This is a genomic window from Phytoactinopolyspora limicola, assembly GCF_011320225.1.
In the GTDB taxonomy this organism is placed as follows: Bacteria; Actinomycetota; Actinomycetes; order Jiangellales; family Jiangellaceae; genus Phytoactinopolyspora; species Phytoactinopolyspora limicola.
In genome coordinates this window covers 41044-61255 of sequence record NZ_JAAOEN010000019.1, presented here as the reverse complement: position 1 = coordinate 61255, position 20212 = coordinate 41044, and the positions used below count along the sequence as shown (strand labels likewise).

Here is a 20212-nt window from a genome sequence, read left to right as displayed (position 1 = left end):
AATACGCAACCGTATGGAAGGAGAGGTCCATGCGAAACGTGCACGACCGCACTATCAACGCGCCGGCCGAGGAGGTCGGCGCTTTACTCGATCAGCTGGGTAGCGACGACGATCCGCTGTTTCCCTCGCCGGCGTGGTTGCCCATGCGGTTCGACCGCCCGCTCCAGGTGGGCGCCGACGGCGGACACGGCGACGTCCGATACTGGGTGAGCGCCTACGAGCCCGGCCGCCGGGCGGAGTTCACCTTTCGCCCCGTGACCGGCATCGATGGATACCACGAACTCAGCGTCGAGCCACTCGACGCAGACCGATGCGTCATCCGGCATGTACTCGAAGGTCGGCCGCGCGGGCTGATGCGTGTACTGACACCGCTGATCGTCCGGTGGCTGCACGACGCCTTGGTCGAGGACCTGTTCGACAACGCGGAACTGGCCGCAACCGGCCGGCTCGAAAGCGCAGCCCCCTGGTCACCGTGGGTGCGGTTGTGGCGCCGGCAGACCGAGTTCTCCAAGCCGCGGGCCGTCGAGATCCCGGACACGGCCGTCCTCGCTCTCAATGCCTTCGACCGGGTGGACTTCGCGGACGCCTGGCAGGTGCCGTTGATGCCCGGCGCGTCCACTGATCCGCAGGTCTGGGCCGACGCGATCTTTCATGAGCCGCCGGGCTGGGTGGCCGCGCTCCTCCGCCTGCGCAACGGCGCCGTGCGCCTGGTCGGCATCGAGGTCGCGGACAAGAGCGCGTTCGATCCGGTGGAGCGTAGCGACGACGAGGTCATGCTCGGCGCCGACGCGCCGCACCTCGACTTCCGCGCATCGGTGCTGGTCGAGTCGGAGACCGTGACGATCACGACGGTGACCAAGATCCACAGTCGGCGTGGCCGGCTCTACATGGCCATAGTGCGGCGCGTGCACCCGCGCGTCGTCCGGAGCATGCTCTACCGGGCGCTGCGTCGACTGGCCGAACGCCCCAAATGGACGGCCGCAAACCCCACGCAGAGCCGCGCGGGAGCCGAGCACACCCGGTGATCATCACGCCCCGGTGGACGTTGCCGCATGTGCGAGGGTGGCGCGTCGTCGTTCGACGACCCGCCGAAGTTTCTTGATGACGCCAGCGTCGAACGGCAGTTGATCTAGATCGGGCAGCCAGCCATCGACCCTATCGGCTATCTCCGCGAAGAGCCTGCGGCTCGCCCGTTCAGGCACGCCGACTGCTCGACCTAGATCGACGAAGGACGACGCCGGCAGTCCGGCATCGCGGCGGCCACCGATCGGCATCGCCAAGGTGGTATCGCCGTACGGTTGCGAGCTGGTCACGTCGTACATGGGGGCCGGACGCCATTCGCCGTGGTCATCTTGGACGATCGAAAAGTTCTTCGCGTGGGCGTCCCCATTGGCCGTCAGATAGGCGAAGGCCAGCTGGGTCAGGAACGTCCGCGCGGCGACGACGGGCGCGCCGCATGCCCGGCCGAGCCCAATGAAAGCATCCTCGGTAGAGATCCGGTATTTCGCCGCTGGATGACGGCCGAGCACCTGGCACCCGTCTTCGACGGCGTACGCCTTCTCGACGCCGCCGACGGCGTACCGGTCGAACCGGCGGACCAGCAAGCCGCGAGCACCTTCCGCGTCGGTCACCACCGCCGCGTCGACCACTTCCAACCCCGACCTACGCGCGACATCGATGAAGAACGCCTCGTTGTCGACCAGGTGCCGATACTCCGGTGGTTCGAGCTTGAGGATGAAGTGGTGTCCGGCGCGGGCAACTGGCAGATTGACGATGGCCGCGCTGACTTTGTCCTGAACGCCGGCCAGCCCGACGCGATCCACCCGAGTGTCGAGCGTGCGGATGATGTCGGCGAAGCGGATCTCATCCCAGCCACGAGCATGATCGACCTCCAAAACGGGAGTGACCTCGTCTGGCGTGATCCCCTCGGGGACCACCTGGACATCGCCGACGACGTCGCTTCCGACGCCTAGAAGAAGCGTCAGCGTCGTCCGGCGACGTCTTGGTGGCCCGCCATAGCGCCGTTAGCCGTCGCCCCTCGGGAAGCAAACCGGCAAAGAACGCCGGGACCGCACCTCCTGCTGTCCGATGGGGCGTGCCGGTCAGCGGCAGCGTCGTGGCGATCGGCGCGGCCTCGTGATCGATCCAACCGTCGTCATACCGGAACACGACGTCGTCGCCGTCGCGTTCAATGTGGCCGGCCAGCGCGCCTTGCTTGTAGACATCGGCTCGTCCGACATCGACCAGCTCATCCAGGGAGTATCCGGGGTTCGGACTCACGCCTCGTCCACTGTGATTCCCTCGGCGACACCGCGTTGCACCTCGAGGTGCAAGCCAAGGACCCGCAGGACGTCGAGCACCTTGTCCAGTCGCACCGTCGGCTTACCGGCCTCCAACATGTGGATGAACCGCTCGGAGCAGCCGGCCAGGTCGGCCAGTTCACCCTGCCGCAAGCCCAAATGTTTCCGGCGACGACGGACATGCGCGGCGAGTTCACCAGTGGCCGCACGATCGTGCAGATCCTTGCCTTTTCTTGCTGCCGCCATGCGAGTTCACCATCTATCTGCACGATCGTGCAGATGCCCCTTCGCTATGCCGAGGAGTACGCCCAGCCAGACCAGGAATCGATGTCCACGACGATCACCGGGCCGGACGGCACGTCGTCGGCGTATTGCTCGTACTTGTTGACGAGCATCTCCACGGCCGCGGCCCGGGCCGGCCCGTCGTCGGCGATCAACGCTGCCCCGTCGGCACGGACCCACCACAGCTGCGTCCAGTCGTCGTCGTAGTGATCGCACAGGAGGGCGACCCGCGGATTCTCGTGAATGTTCCGGAGCCGCCGTGAGGAACTGATCGACCGTGGACTGACGACCGTGCCGACCCCGAAACGACCCTCGAAGCCGCCGGCGTTGTCCACCATCCAGAATATGCTCACCAGCCCGTACTACAAAGGCGACGTCCGGTTCCGCGGCGCGACCTACGAAGGCATCCACGAACCACTGGTCAGCCCCGAGATCTGGTACCGGGTCCAGGCCGTCCCCACCGCCCATCAGAGCTCCGGGGAGAAGACCCAAGCCCACGATCACTACCTCAAAGGCACGCTCTACTGCGGGCAATGCAGGTCACGGCTGATCCTAACCAACGCCAAAAGCCGCCGCGGGGTCATCTACCCGTACTTCATCTGCGCCGGCCGGCATGCCAAACGCACCAACTGCGAACAGCGCTCAATGTTCGTGCCCGACGTGGAAGCCGCCGTCGAGAACTACTTTCGGCGCGTCCAAGTACCCGAGCACACAGTCACTGCGCTCCGCGAGCTCATCACCGCCGAATTCGACCGGCTCCACGCCACCGCGAAACAAGAACGACACGCCTACACATCCGAGCGCGACGATCTGCGCGAGGAGCGCACCAAGCTGCTCCAAGCCCACTACGCCAGAGCCGTCCCCCTCGACCTTCTCAAGACCGAACAAGACCGCATCGCCTCACGGATCGCGTTCCTCGACGCCCAGATCAACGCCGGAGACATCGAGTACGAACAAGCCCAAGCCCACCTCGACGACTGCCTCGCCCTCGCAGCAGACTGCCACGCGGTCTACATGAGCATCGACGACTCGCTCCGCCGCATCGCCAACCAAGCCTTTTTTGAGCGCCTCATCGTCACCGACGACAGCGTCGACGGTGAACCCGGCACCCCGTTCAACGTGTTCTTCAACCCCCAGATGCAGGAAACCGCGGCCCGCCGACAGTCGCGGGCCACGGAGTCTGGGACTCAAACCGGCGATGTCGCCGGTTTGAACAACGACATCATGGTGGGCGCAGCTGGGTTCGAACCAGCGACCCCTGGTTTGTAAGACCAGTGCTCTTCCACTGAGCTATGCGCCCCTCCCGGCAACTCGCGCCGGGCCGCTACCACCATACCTACTGTCCGACCCATTCCCTGCCACCAGCCTGACCACATGGGTGGTCAGGCTCGTTCGCGGCCGACCCGCTACCGGCGGCGGCCACGCCGGAGCCGAGAGCCGCGTCCGCGCGGCTCTGCGGCCGACCGCCCACGGCCTTCTCCTGCCGCGCCGCCAGCACCGGGCGCCTGGCCTGCACCGCCAGCACCGGGACCCGGCTGGACGGGGCCACGCTGCGGCCCGGCCCCCGCTGGCCCTGGCAACTGGCCACTCGGGCCAGGTGCGGCACCGTCGCGCTGCGGCCCCGGGATGTGATCGGTGTCAGGCGGGCCGTCGGTGGGTTCTCGTCGAGCATGTTTACCCAACACCCGGTCGAGTGCGGAGGCGACCTCCGCCGTGAGGTCCCGGCCGTCGTCGGGCCTGCGGTGCCGGCCCGCCGCGCCCACCGCGACGCCGCGGTCCGTGGTGCTCTCGACCGCTAGAAACTCGGCCGTGGCCGACGATTCACAGGCCCGGCACACCGTCTGGCCCAGCCGTCGGACCAGATTGGTGCCATTGCAGGTGGGGCAGTGATCGACGTCCGATGACCAGCCATGCGACTCCTGGCACTCCGGGCACACCAACACCTGCGCGTCGGATCGCACCGCTCGCACCCAGAGGCGCGCACCGCGAGCAGGATCGGACTCACGGGCTCCGCAGCGGTAGCACGGCATGACACCTTCCCTTCATCACGGTGCGGCCATGATCTCGTCCAACGCCCGGCGGTAGTCCGTGACATGCCGGGCGTCGGGGAGATCGTTGACTACGCTCCAGCGAACGATGCCCTCCGTGTCGATCAGGAAGGTACCGCGCCGGGCGCAGCCCCGCTCTTCGTCGAATACACCGTACGCCGACGCCACCGCCCCATGTGGCCAGAAATCGGACAACAACGGGAACATCAGGCCTTCGGTTTCACCGAACACCCGAAGCGAGAACATGGAGTCGCAGGAGATGGCCAGCACTTCGGCGACATCGCCAACCGACGGAACGAACTCGTCCCGTAGTGCCCGCAACTCACCACTGCACACACCCGTGAACGCGAACGGGTAGAAAACCAAGATCACCGGCCGGTCACGCAACTCGCTGAGCTGCCAACCGACCCCATGCTGATCTTGCAGGTGAAAGCCGGGGGCCGGCGAGCCGATCATCTCCATTCGGTCAGACTAGCCCTTCGGGGAGACAAGCTTGGTTCCCGACCATTCCTCCGTTACCGACACCGTCGAGGTGGTCGACAGACCGGCGGTCAGGGCCGCGTCGGCGATGTCACTGGGGTCGACGTGCCCCGGCCGGCCGACCTTAGGCGTCAGCAGCCACACCACGCCACCCGGTGCCAGCTCGGTGATGGCATCGACGAGCGCGTCGGTCAGATCGCCGTCGTGCTCGCGCCACCATTGCAGGACGGCGTCGGCGACATCGCCACCACCCTGGTCGATGAGCTCGTTGCCCGTCGCATCCTCGATGTCGATCCGTAGCTCGTCGTCACAATCCTCGTCCCAACCGAGCTCCTGAACCATTTGCCCAGGACGGAACCCAAGCCTGCTGGCCGGCCCGTCACCCTGAGCCAACTGGCCCGCGGTCTGGCCCACCGATCGTCCTCCTTACCTCACGTGATCCGCCCGTGCGAACCACCTCACCGCCAGTAGTCCACCCAAGGACGCTGGTTTGCGCAAGTAAACCCGCCGGATAGCTTCAGCACAACGCTTGCACATAGCGTGGCATGACGCCTACCTCTCAGCCGAACCGGGCGGCAGAAACCGCGGCCGGAGCCGCCGGAGGCGCTCGGTGGGCACCCCGATGATGACGAACGGCGGTGAAGCGAGCAGGATAGGAACAGATACCAGTGACCCTGTAACGCTCAAGCCCGACCTGTACCCCAGCGTCGACGCTTACCGACCTCGAAGGGATCGTCGTGACAGACCGCTCCCCGATCATCATCAACGGCCTCCCCAGTCAGCTGCCCGATGCGGACACTGAGGAGACCCAGGAGTGGCTGGACTCCCTGGACGCCGCGATCGAGCACGGCGGCCGGCACCGCGCCCGGTACCTCATGCTGCGCCTGCTGCAGCGCGCGACCGAACGCCAGGTCGGAGTCCCCAGCCTGCGCAACACCGACTACATCAACACCATCCCTCCGGAGTCCGAGCCGGAGTTCCCGGGTGACGAGTTCGTCGAGCGCCGTATCCGTGCCTACGTCCGGTGGAACGCCGCCATGATGGTGCAGCGTGCCCAGCGCCCCGGTGTCGGCGTCGGCGGGCACATCTCCACCTACGCGTCGTCGGCCAGCCTGTACGAGGTGGGTTTCAACCACTTCTTCCGCGGCAAGGACCACCCGGGCGGTGGAGACCAGATCTACTTCCAAGGACACGCTTCTCCCGGCATGTACGCGCGCGCGTATCTGGAAGGTCGGCTGGGCGAGCACCAGCTGGACGGCTTCCGCCAGGAGCTGTCCCACGCCGGCTTTGGCGGCGGTCTGCCGTCGTACCCGCACCCGCGGTTGATGCCGGACTTCTGGGAGTTCCCCACCGTCTCCATGGGCCTTGGCCCGATCAACGCGATCTACCAGGCTCGATTCAACCGTTACCTGCACAACCGAGGCATCCGGGACACCAGCCAGCAGCACGTGTGGGCTTATCTGGGCGACGGCGAGATGGACGAGCCCGAAACCGTCGGTGCGCTGGGTATGGCCGCACGTGAGGAGCTCGACAACCTGACCTTCGTGGTCAACTGCAACCTCCAGCGTCTCGACGGACCGGTCCGCGGCAACGGCAAGATCATCCAGGAGTTGGAGTCGCTCTTCCGAGGCGCCGGCTGGAACGTCATCAAGGTCGTCTGGGGCCGGGAGTGGGACCCGCTGCTCGCCGCCGACACCGACGGCGCGCTGGTCAACCTTATGAACACCACGCCGGATGGGGACTATCAGACGTACAAGGCGGAGTCCGGGGCGTACGTCCGCGAGCATTTCTTCGGACGCGACGAACGCACCGCCGCGATGGTGGAACATCTCAACGACGACGAGATCTGGGGCCTCAAACGAGGCGGGCATGACTACCAGAAGCTCTACGCCGCGTACCGGGCCGCTACCGAGCACACCGGTCAGCCCACCGTCATCCTCGCCAAGACCATCAAGGGCTGGACGCTCGGTTCACATTTCGAGTCGCGCAACGCCACCCACCAGATGAAGAAACTCACCGGCGACGACCTCAAGCTGTTCCGCGACCGCCTCTACATGGAGATCCCCGACGCCCAGCTCGAGGACGTCTACAACCCGCCGTACTTCCACCCGGGCAAGGATTCCGACGAGCACGCCTACATGATGGACCGCCGCTCCAAGCTGGGCGGTTTCCTCCCCGAGCGACGCACGGCGGCCAAGCCGCTGGTGCTGCCCGGCGACAAGGTCTACGAGGTAGCCCGGCGCGGCTCCGGCAAGCAGTCCGTCGCTACCACCATGGCTTTCGTCCGGCTCCTCAAGGACCTCCTCAAAGACAAGGAGATCGGCCACCGGATCGTTCCGGTGATCCCGGACGAGGCACGCACGTTCGGCATGGACTCGCTGTTCCCGACGCTGAAGATCTACTCGCCGCACGGGCAGAACTACACGTCGGTGGACCGCGAGCTGTTCCTGTCCTACAAGGAGTCCACCGACGGCCAGATCCTGCACGAAGGGATCAACGAGGCCGGCTCGGTAGCGTCGTGGACCGCGGTCGGGACGTCATACGCCACCCACGGCGAGCCGATGATCCCGATCTACATCTTCTATTCGATGTTCGGGTTCCAGCGCACCGGCGACGGCTTCTGGGCAGCGGCGGACCAGATGACGCGCGGCTTCGTCCTGGGCGCCACCGCCGGCCGCACCACTCTGAACGGCGAAGGTCTCCAGCATGAGGACGGCCACTCGGTCCTCCTCGCCGCCACCAACCCCGCCGTCGTTCACTACGACCCCGCCTACGGGTTCGAGGTCGGACACATCGTCAAGGACGGCCTGCGCCGGATGTACGGCGAAGACCAATCAAGCACAGCGAACGTCTTCTACTACCTGACGGTGTACAACGAGCCGTACGTCCAGCCCGCCGAGCCGGAGAATCTCGACGTCGACGGGCTCCTCAAAGGCATGTACCTGTACAAGCCGATGGAGGTCGCTCCAGGCGACAAGGTTCCACACGCGCAGATCCTCGCCTCGGGTGTGGCGATGAACTGGGCTTTGGAGGCGCAGCAGCGGCTCGCCGACGAGTGGCAGGTCGCCGCCGACGTCTGGTCGGTGACGTCCTGGAACGAGCTCCGCCGTGAGGCCCTCGACTGCGACGAGTGGAACCTCATGCATCCCGACCAAGAGTCCCGGGTGCCGTACGTGACGCAGCGGCTGATCGAGACCAAGGGGCCGGTGGTCGGTGTCAGCGACTACATGCGTGCCGTCCAGGACCAGATCGCCCCGTACGTGCCGAGCGACTGGGTGTCGCTGGGTACCGACGGGTTCGGCATGTCCGATACGCGGGCGGCGCTGCGCCGGCATTTCAAGGTCGACGCTCAGTCCATCGTGATCAACGTGTTGACGCTGCTCGCTCGGCGCGGCGAGATCGGCTGGGACGTCGTCCAGCGCGCTCACAACGAGTACAAACTCGACGACGTCACCGCGACCACGGCCGAAGAAGCCGGCGGCGAATCCTAACCGCCGCGTCCGCTTTCGCACCTGATCGTCGTTTGTGCGCCTGATCGCTCCCGCGGGAACGATCAGGCGCACGAAGCGCGCGACATTCCGACCGCACCGCATCTGATCGCATCTCAACACGTGGACGCCCGATGATCAGATGCCACAACCCGCGCCACACGTCGAACAGCGCATCTGATCACCCCGCCCCACCAGCCCGGGCAGCCACGCCGGCCGCGCCGAAGCGCACCAGGTCACGCCGGCGGCGCGGCAGCCACGGTTGTGTGCATCTCCCACACGATGATCTCGACGTCGCCACCGGACATCGCCGTCACCCGTCGTCCTCCTTCGTCGGTCAGGCGAGCCGCGTCACCTTCCCCCAGCGAACCGACGCCTTCGACGTGCACGACACCCCTTGCGACGTAGAGGTGCACGAACGGCGCACCGGGCAAGGTGACCGACGCCGCAACGCCGTCGGCGCCCCATTGGGCGACGTGCATCGCGGCGGCCCGCTGACCGAGGCGGATGGCCGCGCGGTCGGCATATCGCGGCATGCCACTGGCGACCGTCACCAGGCCACCTCCGGCCAGGTCGGTAGCCACGTCACATTGTTCGTACGACGGGTCGATGCCTCGTTCGTCCGGCGGTACCCACATCTGAACGAATCGCAACGGCGCGGCCCCGGCGTCGTCGTTGAACTCGGCGTGCCGCACCCCACGCCCGGCGCTCAGGCGTTGCGCGAGACCGGGGTGGATCACTCCTCCGGCGCCGGTCGAATCACGGTGGGCGAGCGCCCCTTCGAGCACCCAGGTGACGATCTCTACGTCGCGGTGCGGGTGGGTGGCGTATCCGGCGCCGGGGCGCAGCACGTCGTCGTTGTTCATCACCAGCAATCCGAAGCCGACATTGCCCGGATCGTAGTGCCGCCCGAACGAGAACGAATGCCGCGACACCAGGCCCGGCTCGGTGCTTTCGAACCGGTCGGCCGACCGCATGATCACGTAATCCGTCACGGATCAAGTGTCGCGCGGTTCCCGATGGGCGCGAAGCGGACTCCGGCGGGCCATCACCCCGGCTGGGGATACCGTCCACCAACGCGCGGCAGTGATGGCGTGACGAGGTCACAGTCCGGTGCGTGCGCCACGCACCTCGAGCCGTTCCTTCCACAGTTCGAGCCGCGGCCGCGTCGGCCCCAGGCTGAGCAGTGCGGCTGTCCCGATCACGCCACCGGCCAAGGCGGGCAGCCAACCACCTGTCACGAAACTCACCACGACCCCCACCAGCACCGGCGTCTCCGCCAGCGCCATGGCGAGGAAGCCGGTACCCCGCAGGAGCTGGGCGGCGGCGGCTGGATCGGCCCGCTGGGTGGGGTCCAACGGCGTCAACCGAGCACCAGGCATCCACCACGCCGCAACGGCAAGCGCCAGCCCGATCGCCAACACGATGGCGACACCCACGCCGTCGCCGGTGTCGGGGATGGCCAGGAGCACGATGACGACGAGCAGCACGGCGCCACCGGCCATCGCCAGCAGGATCGGGCGTAAGTCAGTGCCGAGCGAGTCCAGCGACAACCGGCCCGGCGGCCGCCCGGAAGGCACCGAGGTGGACATAGGGCGTCAGCCTAGCGCCGGACGGGGTGTTGTTCCTAGTGCCTGTGCCAGCCATGAGCTACTCCTGAGCTACCACGAGGACGGCGGAGTCCACGCCGGGGTGACGGCGCCGGAGCCCGTCGATTGTGCCAACACGACAACACGCGGTTGTCCGGGCGACGAAGGTGGCCGCGTACGCTGCCGAATATGTCTCCACGCCGCGACACCAAGCGTCACGAGCGCACCGTGCATCTGCTCGAGCGTGCCACGGGACCGCTCGCCACGGCGGCCATCGCCAAGATGGAAGACAAGCTGTCGTGGTACCGAGCGATGCCGCCGGAGCAGCGATCATGGGTGGGATTGGTGATCCAGGCTGGCATCGCGGCCTTCGTCGATTGGTATCGCAACCCGCGCCACGCCCGTCCGACACCCACCGCGGACATCTTCGGCACCGCTCCCCGGGATCTGATCCGCGCGATCAGCCTGCAGCAGACGGTGGAGGTCGTGCGGGTCGCCATCGAGGTGGTCGAGGACAACGTCGCCGACGTCGTGGGTGATGACGACGCGCCCGCGGTGCTCGAAGGTGTCTTGCGGTATTCACGCGAGGTGGCGTTCTCGGCGGCACACGTCTACGCCCGCTACGCCGAGGCACGGGGGTCGTGGGACGCGCGACTGGAGGCGACCGTCGTCGATTCGCTCTTGCGAGGTGAAGCCGACGAGGGCGTCCGCTCGCGGGCGTCAGCGCTGGGATGGATGGCCGAGGGCGGTGTGACCGTCATCATCGGCCGGCCTCCCGCGGTGCGCGACAACACCGTGGACGACATCCGCCGGAGCGCCCGCAAAGCCGGATACGACGTGCTGACCGGCATGCAGGGCGATCGACTGGTCGCGATCCTCGGTGGCGTCGAGGATCCGGTGCGGGCGGCGAAGAGCCTGGTGAGTCACTTCGGCCCGGGGCCGGTGGTGGTGGGGCCGCTGGTACCGGACCTCGTCTCGGCGGCGCAGTCGGCGCGGGCCGCGGTCTCGGGGCTTGTCGCGGCGGACGGCTGGCCGGATGCCCCTCGCCCGGTGGCGGCGTCGGCACTCCTGCCCGAGCGGGCGTTGTCCGGAGATCAGGACGCCGTGCGCGAGTTGGTCGCGGAAGTGTACTTCCCGGTGGCTGAGGCGGGTCCGGTCGTCCTGGAGACACTGGCGGCTTATCTGGAGACGGGTGCGTCCGTGGAGGCGGCGGCCAGGTTCTTGTTCGTCCACCCGAATACGGTGCGGTACCGGCTACGCCGGGTGACGGACGTGGTAGGACTCACACCCACCGACGCCCGCGATTCGTACACGCTGCGGTTGGCGTTGACGTTGGGACGGCTACACCCGCCACATCCGGAGTGACACCGGCGCGGCGGCGTCGTCTCGCGTGCCGCTCTCGTCCTTCGCCGTCGGGTTTGTGCTCGTCAGAACCATGATCACTGCTCTGGACGGTCCCCCAGACGGCACGTCCGGCGAGACGATCGGTCACCGGATAGCTGGAAACCCGGACACGTCACCCGGAACCGGAGAATCCACCGCCGACGCCGGTTTGTGGGAACTGCCCAAAGTTACTGGGACGACCTTGTTCGTTGGGCCGCCCCCTTCTACGGACCAGTAACGAGCAGGGTGGAAGGGTGTTGGTCATCGTCGCGCCCGGACAGGGCTCTCAGACCCCCGGCTTCCTCACCCCGTGGCTGGAAGAGCCCACCTTCGCCAACCGGATCGAGTGGCTGTCGGCCGTCGCCGGGCTCGACCTCGCGCACTACGGCACCGAAGCCGACGCCGACACCATCCGCGACACCGCCATCGCCCAGCCTCTACTCGTGGCCGCTGGCCTCGTCGCCGCGCTCGAGCTCTTCCCACACCCTGCCGACGCTTACCACGCGGTGACCGCTGTGGCCGGACACAGCGTCGGAGAGATCACCGCCGCCGCCGGTGCACGCGTCATCACCGCCGAGCAGGCCATGGTGTTCGTCCGCGAGCGCGGCCGAGCTATGGCCGCCGCCTCCAACGCCACCCCGACCGGCATGACCGCGGTGCTGGGGGGCGACTCCGACCACGTCCTCCAGGTCCTGGACAAACACGGACTGACCCCGGCCAACGTCAACGGCGCCGGCCAGATCGTCGCCGCCGGCACGCTTGAGCAGCTCGACGCGCTGAAAGCCGACCCACCCGAGGGAGCCCGGCTGCGCCCGTTGTCAGTGGCCGGCGCCTTCCACACTCACCACATGGCACCGGCCGTAGACACACTGCGCCGCTATGCCAGCGCCATCAGCACTCACGATCCCCGGACCAGGCTGCTGTCCAACCGGGACGGGCACGTGGTGCACAGCGGTCGCGAGGTTCTCGATCGCATCGTCGAGCAGGTGTCCAACCCGGTCCGGTGGGATCTCTGTCAGGCCACCATGGCCGACCTGGGAATCACCGGCATCCTGGAGGTCCCGCCCGCCGGCACTCTCACCGGCTTGGCTCGACGAGCCATTCCGGGCGTCGAGACGTTCGCGTTGAAGACACCCGACCAGCTCGACGAGGCGCGCCGCTTCGTCGAGCGGCACGGAGCACCCAGTCCCATGACGGCGAGCCCCACGTGGCGCCTGGTCGTCGCCCCCATGAAAGGTACCTTCAACGCCGCGACGCTAGAGGCCGGTGCGCAGCTCGCACCTGGTGACCACGTTGGTACCGTCACGTCGTTACGCGACTCGCGGGAAATCCGAGCCGCCCACGGCGGAACCGTGCTGGAATGGCTGGTGGAGGACGGCGATCCGGTCGCCCCCGGCCAACCCCTCGTTAGACTGCATCCGGAGGCGGTGTCGCCATGAGCGCCCAGATAGCGCTACCCCCGTCGGCCTGGACCAGCCGAATCTTGGGCCTCGGTGCCTACCGGCCTACCCGCGTCGTCGGCAACGACGAAATCGTCAAGAACATCGACTCGTCCGACGAGTGGATCCGGACCCGGTCGGGTATCGAATCCCGCCGCTGGGCCGGCCCGGACGAGACAGTGGTATCGATGAGCCTGGCCGCGGCCGGTAAAGCACTCGCCCACGCCGGCATCCAGCCCGACCAGATCGACTGCGTCGTCGTGGCCACGGTCACCCACCTCTACCAGACACCGTCGGCCGCAGTGGAGATCGCCCACAAACTCGGCGCCGGCAGCGCGGCGGCGTTCGACATCTCCGCCGCGTGCGCCGGCTTCTGCTACGGACTATCGCTGGCCTCGGATATGGTCCGGGCCGGCACGTCCCGGCACGTGCTGGTCATCGGCGTCGAGCGGCTATCCGACCTCACCGACCCGCACGACCGCTCGACGGCGTTCATCTTCGCCGACGGCGCGGGTGCCGTGGTAGTCGGCCCGGGCGGCCCGGACGACCCGCCCGGCATCGGCCCAGTGGTGTGGGGGTCCGACGGATCCGCCCTTGACCACATCCGGCAGAAGAAAGGCTGGCGCGAAGCGCTGTTCGGTGCGGACGGTCCAGAAATGCCCCACCTGGTCATGGAGGGCAACCCCGTCTTCCGCTGGGCATCGTACGAGATGGCGAAGGTAGCGCAGGAGGCGGTTGCCGCCGCCGGCATCACCATGGCCGACCTCGACGTCTTCGCCCCACACCAGGCCAACATGCGCATCACCGACGCGATGGCGCGGCAGCTGAAACTGCCAGACTCGGTGGCCATCGCCCGCGACATCGCCACCCAGGGCAACACGTCGGCGGCGTCGGTCCCCCTGGCCCTGGAGCGGATGGTGGAGAACGGCGAGGCCACGAGTGGTGACCTCGCTCTCATCATCGGATTCGGGGCGGGGCTGGTCTACGCCGGCCAAGTGGTCCGCATACCCTGAGCGAGCACCCGCCCGCCCGACGACGTGCGTGACGGGGCCCTTGACGCACCACCTAGATCGAGGAGAAAACGAAGAGATGGCCAGCAACGAAGAAGAGATCCTGACGGGTCTCGCCGAGATCGTCAACGAGATCACCGGCGTCCCCGCGGCGGACGTCCAACTCGACAAGTCGTTCACCGACGACCTCGACATCGACTCGCTGTCGATGATCGAGGTAGTGGTCGGCGCCGAAGAGAAGTTCGGGGTGAAGATCCCCGAGGACGAGGTCAAGAACCTCGCCACCGTCGGTGACGCCGTGTCGTACATCAAGAACGCTAGCGCGGAGGCCTGATCACCATGGCACGTTCCCAGGTTCCTGTCGTCGTCACGGGGCTCGGCGCGAGCACGCCCCTTGGTGGTGATGTCGCGTCGACCTGGGACGCGCTGCTGAGCGGCCGCAGCGGCGTGCGCCACCTGACCGAAGAGTGGGTCGAGCAGTCGCCGGTGCGCATCGGCGCCCCGGTGGCTGTCGACCCCTCCGAGGTCCTGCCGCGGGTCGAGGCCCGCAGGCTCGACCGGTCGGCGCAGATCGCCTTGATCGCCGCGCGGCAGGCATGGGCCGACGCCGGCTTCGAGGGCAAGGCGTCGGAGACCGGGGTAGATCCGGACCGGTTCGGCGTGGTCTGCGCGTCCGGTATCGGTGGGCTGCACACCCTGCTCGGCAACTACGATCAACTGCTCGCACACGGCCCACGCAAGGTGTCTCCACTAGCGATTCCCATGCTGATGCCGAACAGCCCGGCCGCCAACGTCGGCCTGGCGCTGCAAGCCCGGGCCGGCGTGCACACGCCCGTTAGTGCGTGCTCGTCGGGTGCCGAGGCAATCGCGTACGGGCTGGACATGATCCGATCGGGCCGCGCCGACATCGTCGTCGCCGGCGGCACGGAGGCCGTGATCCACCCACTGCCGATCGCCGCGTTCGCCAACATGATGGCGATGTCGAAGCGTGAAGGCGACCCCACGGCCGTCAGCCGGCCATTCGACAAAGATCGCGATGGTTTCGTGCTGGGTGAGGGCGGCGCGTTGTTCGTCCTCGAATCGGCCGAACACGCCGAGGCGCGCGGTGCCACGGTCTACGCCGAACTCGCCGGCGCCGGCATCACCTCCGACGCCCACCACATCGCGCAGCCGGAGCCCGACGGCGCCGGTGTCATGGCGGCCACTCGTAAGGCGCTGGACGACGGCGGACTTCGGCCGTCGGACATCAACCACATCAACTGCCACGCCACCTCTACGCCGGTCGGCGACGCCGCCGAGGCGTTAGCCCTGCGTAAGGTCTTCGGCGAGGTCATAGCGGGCATCCCGGTCACCGCACCGAAGTCGATGATCGGACACTTGCTCGGTGGGGCCGGCGCGGTGGAGGCGCTGGCCACGGTTCTCACCGTCCACCACGGTCAGATCCCGCCCACTATCAACGTCGATCATCTCGACGAGGTGATCGGTCTCGACGTGGTGCGTGGTGAGCCGCGCAAACTCGGCGACGGTCCAGTCGCCGCGCTGAACAACGCGTTCGGCTTCGGGGGACACAACGTCGTCCTCGCCTTCAGGAAACCCTGATGACAGCCCTCGACAGCCGTCCCGTCCCAGCCCAAGCGGCCGCGGGGGCGGAGAGGCTGTCCAGGGACGAAGACCCACGCCATCCCCGTCACCGACTCGAGGCGCTCCTGGACGCCGGCTCGATGGAGCTGGTCAGCCCGGACGACCGCAGTGGCATGCTAGCCGCGGCCGGCACCGTAGACGGCACGCCGGTGGTGGCATTCTGCTCCGACGCGACGGTGATGGGCGGCGCCATGGGCGACGACGGCTGCCGCGTAGTGGTGCAGGCCTACGAACGGGCGCTGGCCGAAGGTGTCCCGATCATCGGCTTGTGGCATTCCGGTGGCGCCAGGCTGCCGGAGGGAGTGTTGTCTCTCCACGCCGTCGGGCAGATCTTCGCGATCATGACGCGGGCGTCGGGCACAATCCCGCAAATCTCGGTGGTGCTCGGTCCGGCTGCCGGGGGCGCCGCGTACGGCCCCGCGCTGACCGACATCGTCATCCTCGGACCGGAAGGACGGGTGTTCGTCACCGGCCCGGACGTCGTACGTTCGGTCACCGGGGAGGACGTCGATATGCTCCGGCTGGGTGGACCAGAACCACACGGGCGGCGCTCCGGCGTGGTGCACGTCCTCACCTCCACCGAACAGGACGCCCTTGGCCGCGCCCGGATGCTGGCGTCCCTGCTGGGCAGCCAAGGAGAGATCGACACAGCCGGTGTCAACGACGTCGACCTGGGCATACATCTCCCGGAGTCCGCCAAACGCGCCTACGACGTCCACCCGATCGTCGACGACCTCCTCGACGAGTCCACCGCGGTGGAGTTGCATGCCAAATGGGCGCCCAACATCGTCACCACCCTTGGCCGCCTCGGCGGGCGCACCGTCGGCGTCGTCGCCAACAATCCGCTGCGGTTGGGTGGGTGCCTGGACTCCACCTCGGCGGAGAAGGCGGCCCGGTTCGTCCGAATGTGCGACTCACTGGGCGTGCCGTTGGTCGTGGTGGTCGACGTACCGGGCTACTTACCCGGCGTGGGCCAGGAGTGGGACGGCGTCGTGCGCCGCGGCGCGAAGCTACTGCACGCCTTCGCTGAGGCCAGCGTCCCAAGGGTGACGCTCGTGACGCGGAAGGCGTACGGCGGCGCATACATCGCGATGAACTCGCGGGCGCTGGGGGCCACCCGGGTCCTGGCGTGGCCGACGGCGGAGGTGGCCGTCATGGGCGCGGTGGCGGCGGTGCGGATCCTGCATCGGCGCAAGCTGGCCGAAGTAGACCCCGAACTCCGTCCGCAAGTGGAGGTCGAACTCGCCGAGGAACACGAGCGGGTAGCCGGCGGCCTCGACCGGGCGATGGACATCGGCGTGGTGGACGAGATCGTCGAGCAGAAGTCGACGCGTTCCGCGCTAGCCCGGGCTCTGGCCGAAGCGCCCGCCCGCAGGGGCTCCCACAGCAACATCCCGCTGTAACACCCCCTGTCCTGCCCCTGTCCCCATGATCATTGGCTTTTGACTACCGGATCCGGTAGTCAAAAGCCAATGATCATGGGGACAGGGGGTGGACATAGTGGCGCGGCCCGGCTCAACCCACGAGGGGGAGCCGGGCCGCTCACGTGGTGAGGCCGCTGTGGTTCCCGGGTCACCGGGCCGGGGAAAACACCGATGCCGGAGCGGCCACGAACAGGGGGCCTTTCACCTGGCTGAGACCTTACACGCGGCTCACCGCCCTGTGAAGCCCCTCACGTCGACCTTTTTCAGACGACCTGGTGCAGCCACCGCACCGGGGCACCTTCCCCCGCATATCGGAACGGCTCCAGCTCGTCATCCCAGGGCTTTCCGACCAGCTTACGCAGCTCTTCCTGAAGGTCGACCTCACCGGCCGCGGCCTTGATCATCGCCGCCTTGACGCGATCCTCCGGAATCATGATGTCGCCGTGCACGCCGGTTACCGCATGGAAGATGCCGAGCGCGGGGGTATACGCATAACGCGCCCCCTCCGTGCCGGCCGCGGGTTCTTCGGTGACCTCGAACCGCAAGTGCAACCATCCGCGCAGCGCCGATGCGATCTTGGCGCCGGTACCGACGTCGCCCTGCCACGACAATTCGGCCCGGAACGCGCCAGGCTGGGCAGGCTGAGGTGTCCACTCCAGGCTCACGCGCACACCTATAGCGCCGGCGACTGCCCATTCAACATGCGGGCACAACGCCGACGTACTCGCGTGGACGTACAGCACGCCACGTGTCGTCGTCACCGGATCCTCCTGTGGGTCGAGGGACGCCTTCCCCTGCGGCCTCTACCCATCCATCACGGATCGGTCCGACCGTCCTATTGTGCATGACACGACCAGTTCCCGCCACGCGCCCCGCCGGTGGCGTCCCTGTTCCTGTCCTTCGCCCGTATCCTCGCGCCACGCGCCCGCCCCTCCCCCACACACGTCCGCCGGTCGGCCGACAGATCCGCACAGCCTCGGGAGGTGACCGACAGGGGTGAATATCGATATCGTTTCTCAATGGTCGACAACCCCTTCTTCCAGCCAAGCGACCTGCCTTACGCGCTACCGCCGTTCGGGCAGATCGACGAGTCGCATTATCTCCCCGCTTTCGAGCGCGGGATGGCCGAACACATGGCCGAGATCGACTCGATCACCACCAATACCGAACCGCCGACCTTCGAGAACACGATCGTCGCTATGGAACGTGCTGGCCGGGTGCTCGATCGGGTCCGTGTGGTCTTCTTCAACCAGGTCTCGTCGGACACCAACGAGACAATCCACGGCATTCAGGCCGAGATCGCCCCGAAGCTGGCCGCGCACAGCGACGCCATCCATCTCAACGCGGCGCTGTTCGCTCGCACCCAAGCCGTCCGCGATGCCCGGCCGGACCTCGACGCCGAGTCGCTCCGGCTGCTGGAGCGGTACCATCTCGACTTCGTTCGGTCCGGCGCCGCCCTCGCGCCTGACCAGCAAGCCAGGTTGCGCGAGATCAACGAGGAACTGTCGGCGCTGTCGACGACGTTCCAGCGGAAGCTGCACGAAGACACCAACGCGTCGGCCATCGTCGTCGACGATGCCGCCGAGTTGGACGGGCTGTCCGAGGACGCCATCGCCGCGGCGGCGGAGACGGCCCGTGAGCGCGGCCTCGACGGCAAGTATGTGCTGACGCTGATCCTGCCGAGCGGCCAACCGGCGCTGGAGTCGTTGACCAACCGCGATGTTCGCGAGCGCATCCACCGTGCGTCGGTGCAGCGGGGCAACAACGCCAACGAGCACAACACCACCGCCACCGTCGCTCGTATATCTACCCTCCGCGCCGAACGTGCCGCGCTGCTCGGCTACCCGAACCACGCGGCGTACGTGTTGGAAGACTCCACGGCCGGCTCACCCGACGCCGTACACGAGATGCTCGGAAAGCTAGCTCCGGTGGCGGTGAAGAATGCCCGCGCCGAGGCGGCCGAACTCCAGAAGGCTATCGGAACGGACTTCGAGCTTCAGCCGTGGGACTGGTCGTTCTACTCCGAACGGGTACGGCGGGCCACCTACGAGATCGACGGCGCCGAGTTGCGTCCGTATTTCGAGCTCGAACGTGTCCTGCACGACGGAGTCTTCTACGCGGCTGGCACACTCTACGGGCTGGTCTTCACCGAACGCGACGATCTCGTCGGCTACCACCCCGAGGTCAGGGTGTTCGAGGTCACCGAAACGAACGGCTCCCCCGTGGGCCTGTTCGTCGCCGACTTCTATGCTCGGCCGTCCAAGCGCGGCGGTGCGTGGATGAATTCGTTGGTCGAGCAGTCGACGCTGCTCGGCACCAAACCCGTCGTCGTCAACAATCTGAACATCACCCGCCCGCCCGTCGGTGAACCAACGTTGATGACCTTCGACGAGGTCAACACCCTCTTCCACGAGTTCGGGCACGCTTTGCATGGCCTGTTGTCCAATGTGCGCTATCCAACGTTCTCCGGCGCCAACGTCCGCCGCGACTTCGTCGAGTTCCCGTCGCAAGTCAACGAGATGTGGGCGGTGTGGCCCGAAGTCCTGGCCAACTACGCGCGGCACTACCGGACCGGCGAGCCGATCCCTCGGGAACTCGTGCGGCGGCTGCTCGACTCGCGGATCTGGGGTGAGGGGTTCAAAACGACCGAGTATCTCGGCGCCGCGTTGCTCGATCTGGCCTGGCACGAGATCGCCCCGGGTACGGCCGTCGACGACGTGGGCGGCTTCGAGACGGCGGCCCTGGCGGCCGCGGGTATGGCCATGGCCGAGGTCCCGCCGAGATACCGCTCGACGTACTTCGCGCACATCTTCGCCGGCGGTTACAGCGCTGGCTATTACTCGTACATCTGGAGCGAGGTGCTCGACGCCGACACGGTTGAGTGGTTCACTGACAACGGCGGACTCACCAGGGAGAACGGGGAACATTTCCGCCAGACGCTGCTCTCTCGTGGTGGCTCGGTTGAGGAGCTGGACGCCTTCCGTGACTTCCGTGGCCGCGACCCCCGCATCGAGCCGCTGCTGCAACGGCGCGGCCTGGATCGCTCCTAGCGGGCTGGCACCTGTCAGGGCCGCCCGCTACGCCCATGCTGCGCACCGACGTGTCCGGCCTGACAACAGCCACAGTGG

Annotated in this window: 21 protein-coding genes, 1 tRNA gene and 1 pseudogene; 10 read left to right on the top strand and 13 right to left on the bottom strand. The window is 67.4% G+C overall.

Annotation, left to right across the window (positions count from 1 at the left end; all coding sequences use genetic code 11):
* Window positions 1-29 precede the first annotated feature (29 nt).
* A complete protein-coding gene (locus tag G8760_RS25940) occupies window positions 30-1025 on the top strand; it encodes a DUF2867 domain-containing protein (RefSeq protein WP_207782736.1) in 996 nt (331 codons plus the stop codon).
* 3 nt (window positions 1026-1028) lie between these two features.
* Here the strand turns inward: G8760_RS25940 and G8760_RS25935 are convergent, their stop codons facing one another.
* From G8760_RS25935 to G8760_RS25920, 4 genes are read right to left on the bottom strand one after another with little or no spacing between them, the layout of a single operon-like run.
* Window positions 1029-1895, bottom strand: coding sequence for a type II toxin-antitoxin system HipA family toxin (locus G8760_RS25935; RefSeq protein WP_166355741.1), 867 nt, complete (start codon window positions 1893-1895; stop codon window positions 1029-1031).
* Window positions 1864-2280, bottom strand: coding sequence for a HipA N-terminal domain-containing protein (locus G8760_RS31235; RefSeq protein ID WP_166355740.1), 417 nt, complete (start codon window positions 2278-2280; stop codon window positions 1864-1866). Before G8760_RS31235 ends, G8760_RS25935 begins: the two co-directional genes overlap by 32 nt.
* Window positions 2277-2546, bottom strand: a complete 270-nt coding sequence (locus tag G8760_RS25925; RefSeq protein WP_166355739.1) for a helix-turn-helix transcriptional regulator — start codon at window positions 2544-2546, stop codon at window positions 2277-2279. Before G8760_RS25925 ends, G8760_RS31235 begins: the two co-directional genes overlap by 4 nt.
* Before the next feature lie 44 nt (window positions 2547-2590).
* Window positions 2591-2935, bottom strand: a complete 345-nt coding sequence (locus tag G8760_RS25920) for a pyridoxamine 5'-phosphate oxidase family protein (RefSeq protein WP_166355738.1) — start codon at window positions 2933-2935, stop codon at window positions 2591-2593.
* Here G8760_RS25920 and G8760_RS31000 point away from each other — a divergent pair.
* Window positions 2826-3209: pseudogene (locus G8760_RS31000) on the top strand (recombinase family protein); the annotation flags it as partial. The gene G8760_RS25920 and the pseudogene G8760_RS31000 sit on opposite strands and share 110 nt — an antisense overlap.
* A gap of 15 nt (window positions 3210-3224) precedes the next feature.
* Here G8760_RS31000 and G8760_RS30425 read toward each other — a convergent pair.
* The 6 genes from G8760_RS30425 to G8760_RS25895 all read right to left on the bottom strand — a co-directional run bounded on the left by G8760_RS30425 (window position 3225) and on the right by G8760_RS25895 (window position 5524).
* Window positions 3225-3470, bottom strand: coding sequence for a hypothetical protein (locus tag G8760_RS30425; RefSeq protein ID WP_246222689.1), 246 nt, complete (start codon window positions 3468-3470; stop codon window positions 3225-3227).
* A 12-nt stretch (window positions 3471-3482) separates the two neighbouring features.
* On the bottom strand, window positions 3483-3773 hold the full coding sequence (locus tag G8760_RS30420; RefSeq protein ID WP_246222688.1) for a hypothetical protein: 291 nt from the start codon (window positions 3771-3773) through the stop codon (window positions 3483-3485).
* 34 nt (window positions 3774-3807) lie between these two features.
* Window positions 3808-3882 (bottom strand) — tRNA-Val (locus tag G8760_RS25910).
* Between the two features lie 106 nt (window positions 3883-3988).
* Window positions 3989-4543, bottom strand: coding sequence for a hypothetical protein (locus G8760_RS30030; protein WP_207782735.1), 555 nt, complete (start codon window positions 4541-4543; stop codon window positions 3989-3991).
* Window positions 4544-4627: 84 nt separating this feature from the next.
* Entirely contained in the window at window positions 4628-5092 is a 465-nt protein-coding gene (locus tag G8760_RS25900) for a peroxiredoxin (RefSeq protein WP_166355737.1), read from the bottom strand.
* Window positions 5093-5101: 9 nt separating this feature from the next.
* Complete coding sequence (locus G8760_RS25895; RefSeq protein WP_166355736.1) at window positions 5102-5524, bottom strand: DUF3052 domain-containing protein; 423 nt, start codon at window positions 5522-5524, stop codon at window positions 5102-5104.
* 317 nt (window positions 5525-5841) lie between these two features.
* Between G8760_RS25895 and aceE the strand changes: the two genes are divergently transcribed.
* Window positions 5842-8601: a pyruvate dehydrogenase (acetyl-transferring), homodimeric type gene (aceE, locus tag G8760_RS25890; protein WP_207782747.1), complete on the top strand. Its 2760-nt coding sequence runs from the start codon at window positions 5842-5844 to the stop codon at window positions 8599-8601.
* 233 nt (window positions 8602-8834) lie between these two features.
* On the opposite strand, the gene G8760_RS25885 is transcribed toward aceE, so the two are convergent.
* Together G8760_RS25885 and G8760_RS25880 are read right to left on the bottom strand one after the other, a co-directional pair.
* Window positions 8835-9575 carry a pirin family protein gene (locus tag G8760_RS25885; RefSeq protein ID WP_166355789.1) on the bottom strand — a complete coding sequence of 247 codons (741 nt, stop codon included), beginning with the start codon at window positions 9573-9575 and terminating at the stop codon, window positions 8835-8837.
* 126 nt (window positions 9576-9701) lie between these two features.
* Entirely contained in the window at window positions 9702-10190 is a 489-nt protein-coding gene (locus G8760_RS25880) for a hypothetical protein (protein WP_166355735.1), read from the bottom strand.
* 186 nt (window positions 10191-10376) lie between these two features.
* Here G8760_RS25880 and G8760_RS25875 point away from each other — a divergent pair, with 186 nt between their 5' ends.
* The 6 genes from G8760_RS25875 (at window position 10377) to G8760_RS25850 (ending at window position 17063) form a co-directional block, all read left to right on the top strand.
* Entirely contained in the window at window positions 10377-11552 is a 1176-nt protein-coding gene (locus G8760_RS25875) for a PucR family transcriptional regulator (RefSeq protein ID WP_166355734.1), read from the top strand.
* Window positions 11553-11824: 272 nt separating this feature from the next.
* Window positions 11825-13009, top strand: a complete 1185-nt coding sequence (locus G8760_RS25870) for an acyltransferase domain-containing protein (protein WP_166355733.1) — start codon at window positions 11825-11827, stop codon at window positions 13007-13009.
* Complete coding sequence (locus tag G8760_RS25865) at window positions 13006-14022, top strand: beta-ketoacyl-ACP synthase III (protein WP_166355732.1); 1017 nt, start codon at window positions 13006-13008, stop codon at window positions 14020-14022. Before G8760_RS25870 ends, G8760_RS25865 begins: the two co-directional genes overlap by 4 nt.
* A 76-nt stretch (window positions 14023-14098) precedes the next feature.
* Window positions 14099-14353 (top strand): acyl carrier protein, encoded by a 255-nt coding sequence (locus G8760_RS25860; RefSeq protein WP_166355731.1) that lies wholly within the window; start codon window positions 14099-14101, stop codon window positions 14351-14353.
* Between the two features lie 5 nt (window positions 14354-14358).
* Window positions 14359-15618 carry a beta-ketoacyl-[acyl-carrier-protein] synthase family protein gene (locus G8760_RS25855; protein WP_166355730.1) on the top strand — a complete coding sequence of 420 codons (1260 nt, stop codon included), beginning with the start codon at window positions 14359-14361 and terminating at the stop codon, window positions 15616-15618.
* Window positions 15618-17063 (top strand): carboxyl transferase domain-containing protein, encoded by a 1446-nt coding sequence (locus G8760_RS25850; protein WP_166355729.1) that lies wholly within the window; start codon window positions 15618-15620, stop codon window positions 17061-17063. Before G8760_RS25855 ends, G8760_RS25850 begins: the two co-directional genes overlap by 1 nt.
* 284 nt (window positions 17064-17347) lie before the next feature.
* Here G8760_RS25850 and G8760_RS25845 read toward each other — a convergent pair whose 3' ends face one another.
* Entirely contained in the window at window positions 17348-17845 is a 498-nt protein-coding gene (locus tag G8760_RS25845) for a DUF3145 domain-containing protein (RefSeq protein WP_166355728.1), read from the bottom strand.
* A gap of 258 nt (window positions 17846-18103) precedes the next feature.
* Between G8760_RS25845 and G8760_RS25840 the strand changes: the two genes are divergently transcribed.
* Complete coding sequence (locus G8760_RS25840; protein ID WP_166355727.1) at window positions 18104-20134, top strand: M3 family metallopeptidase; 2031 nt, start codon at window positions 18104-18106, stop codon at window positions 20132-20134.
* Window positions 20135-20212 lie beyond the last annotated feature (78 nt).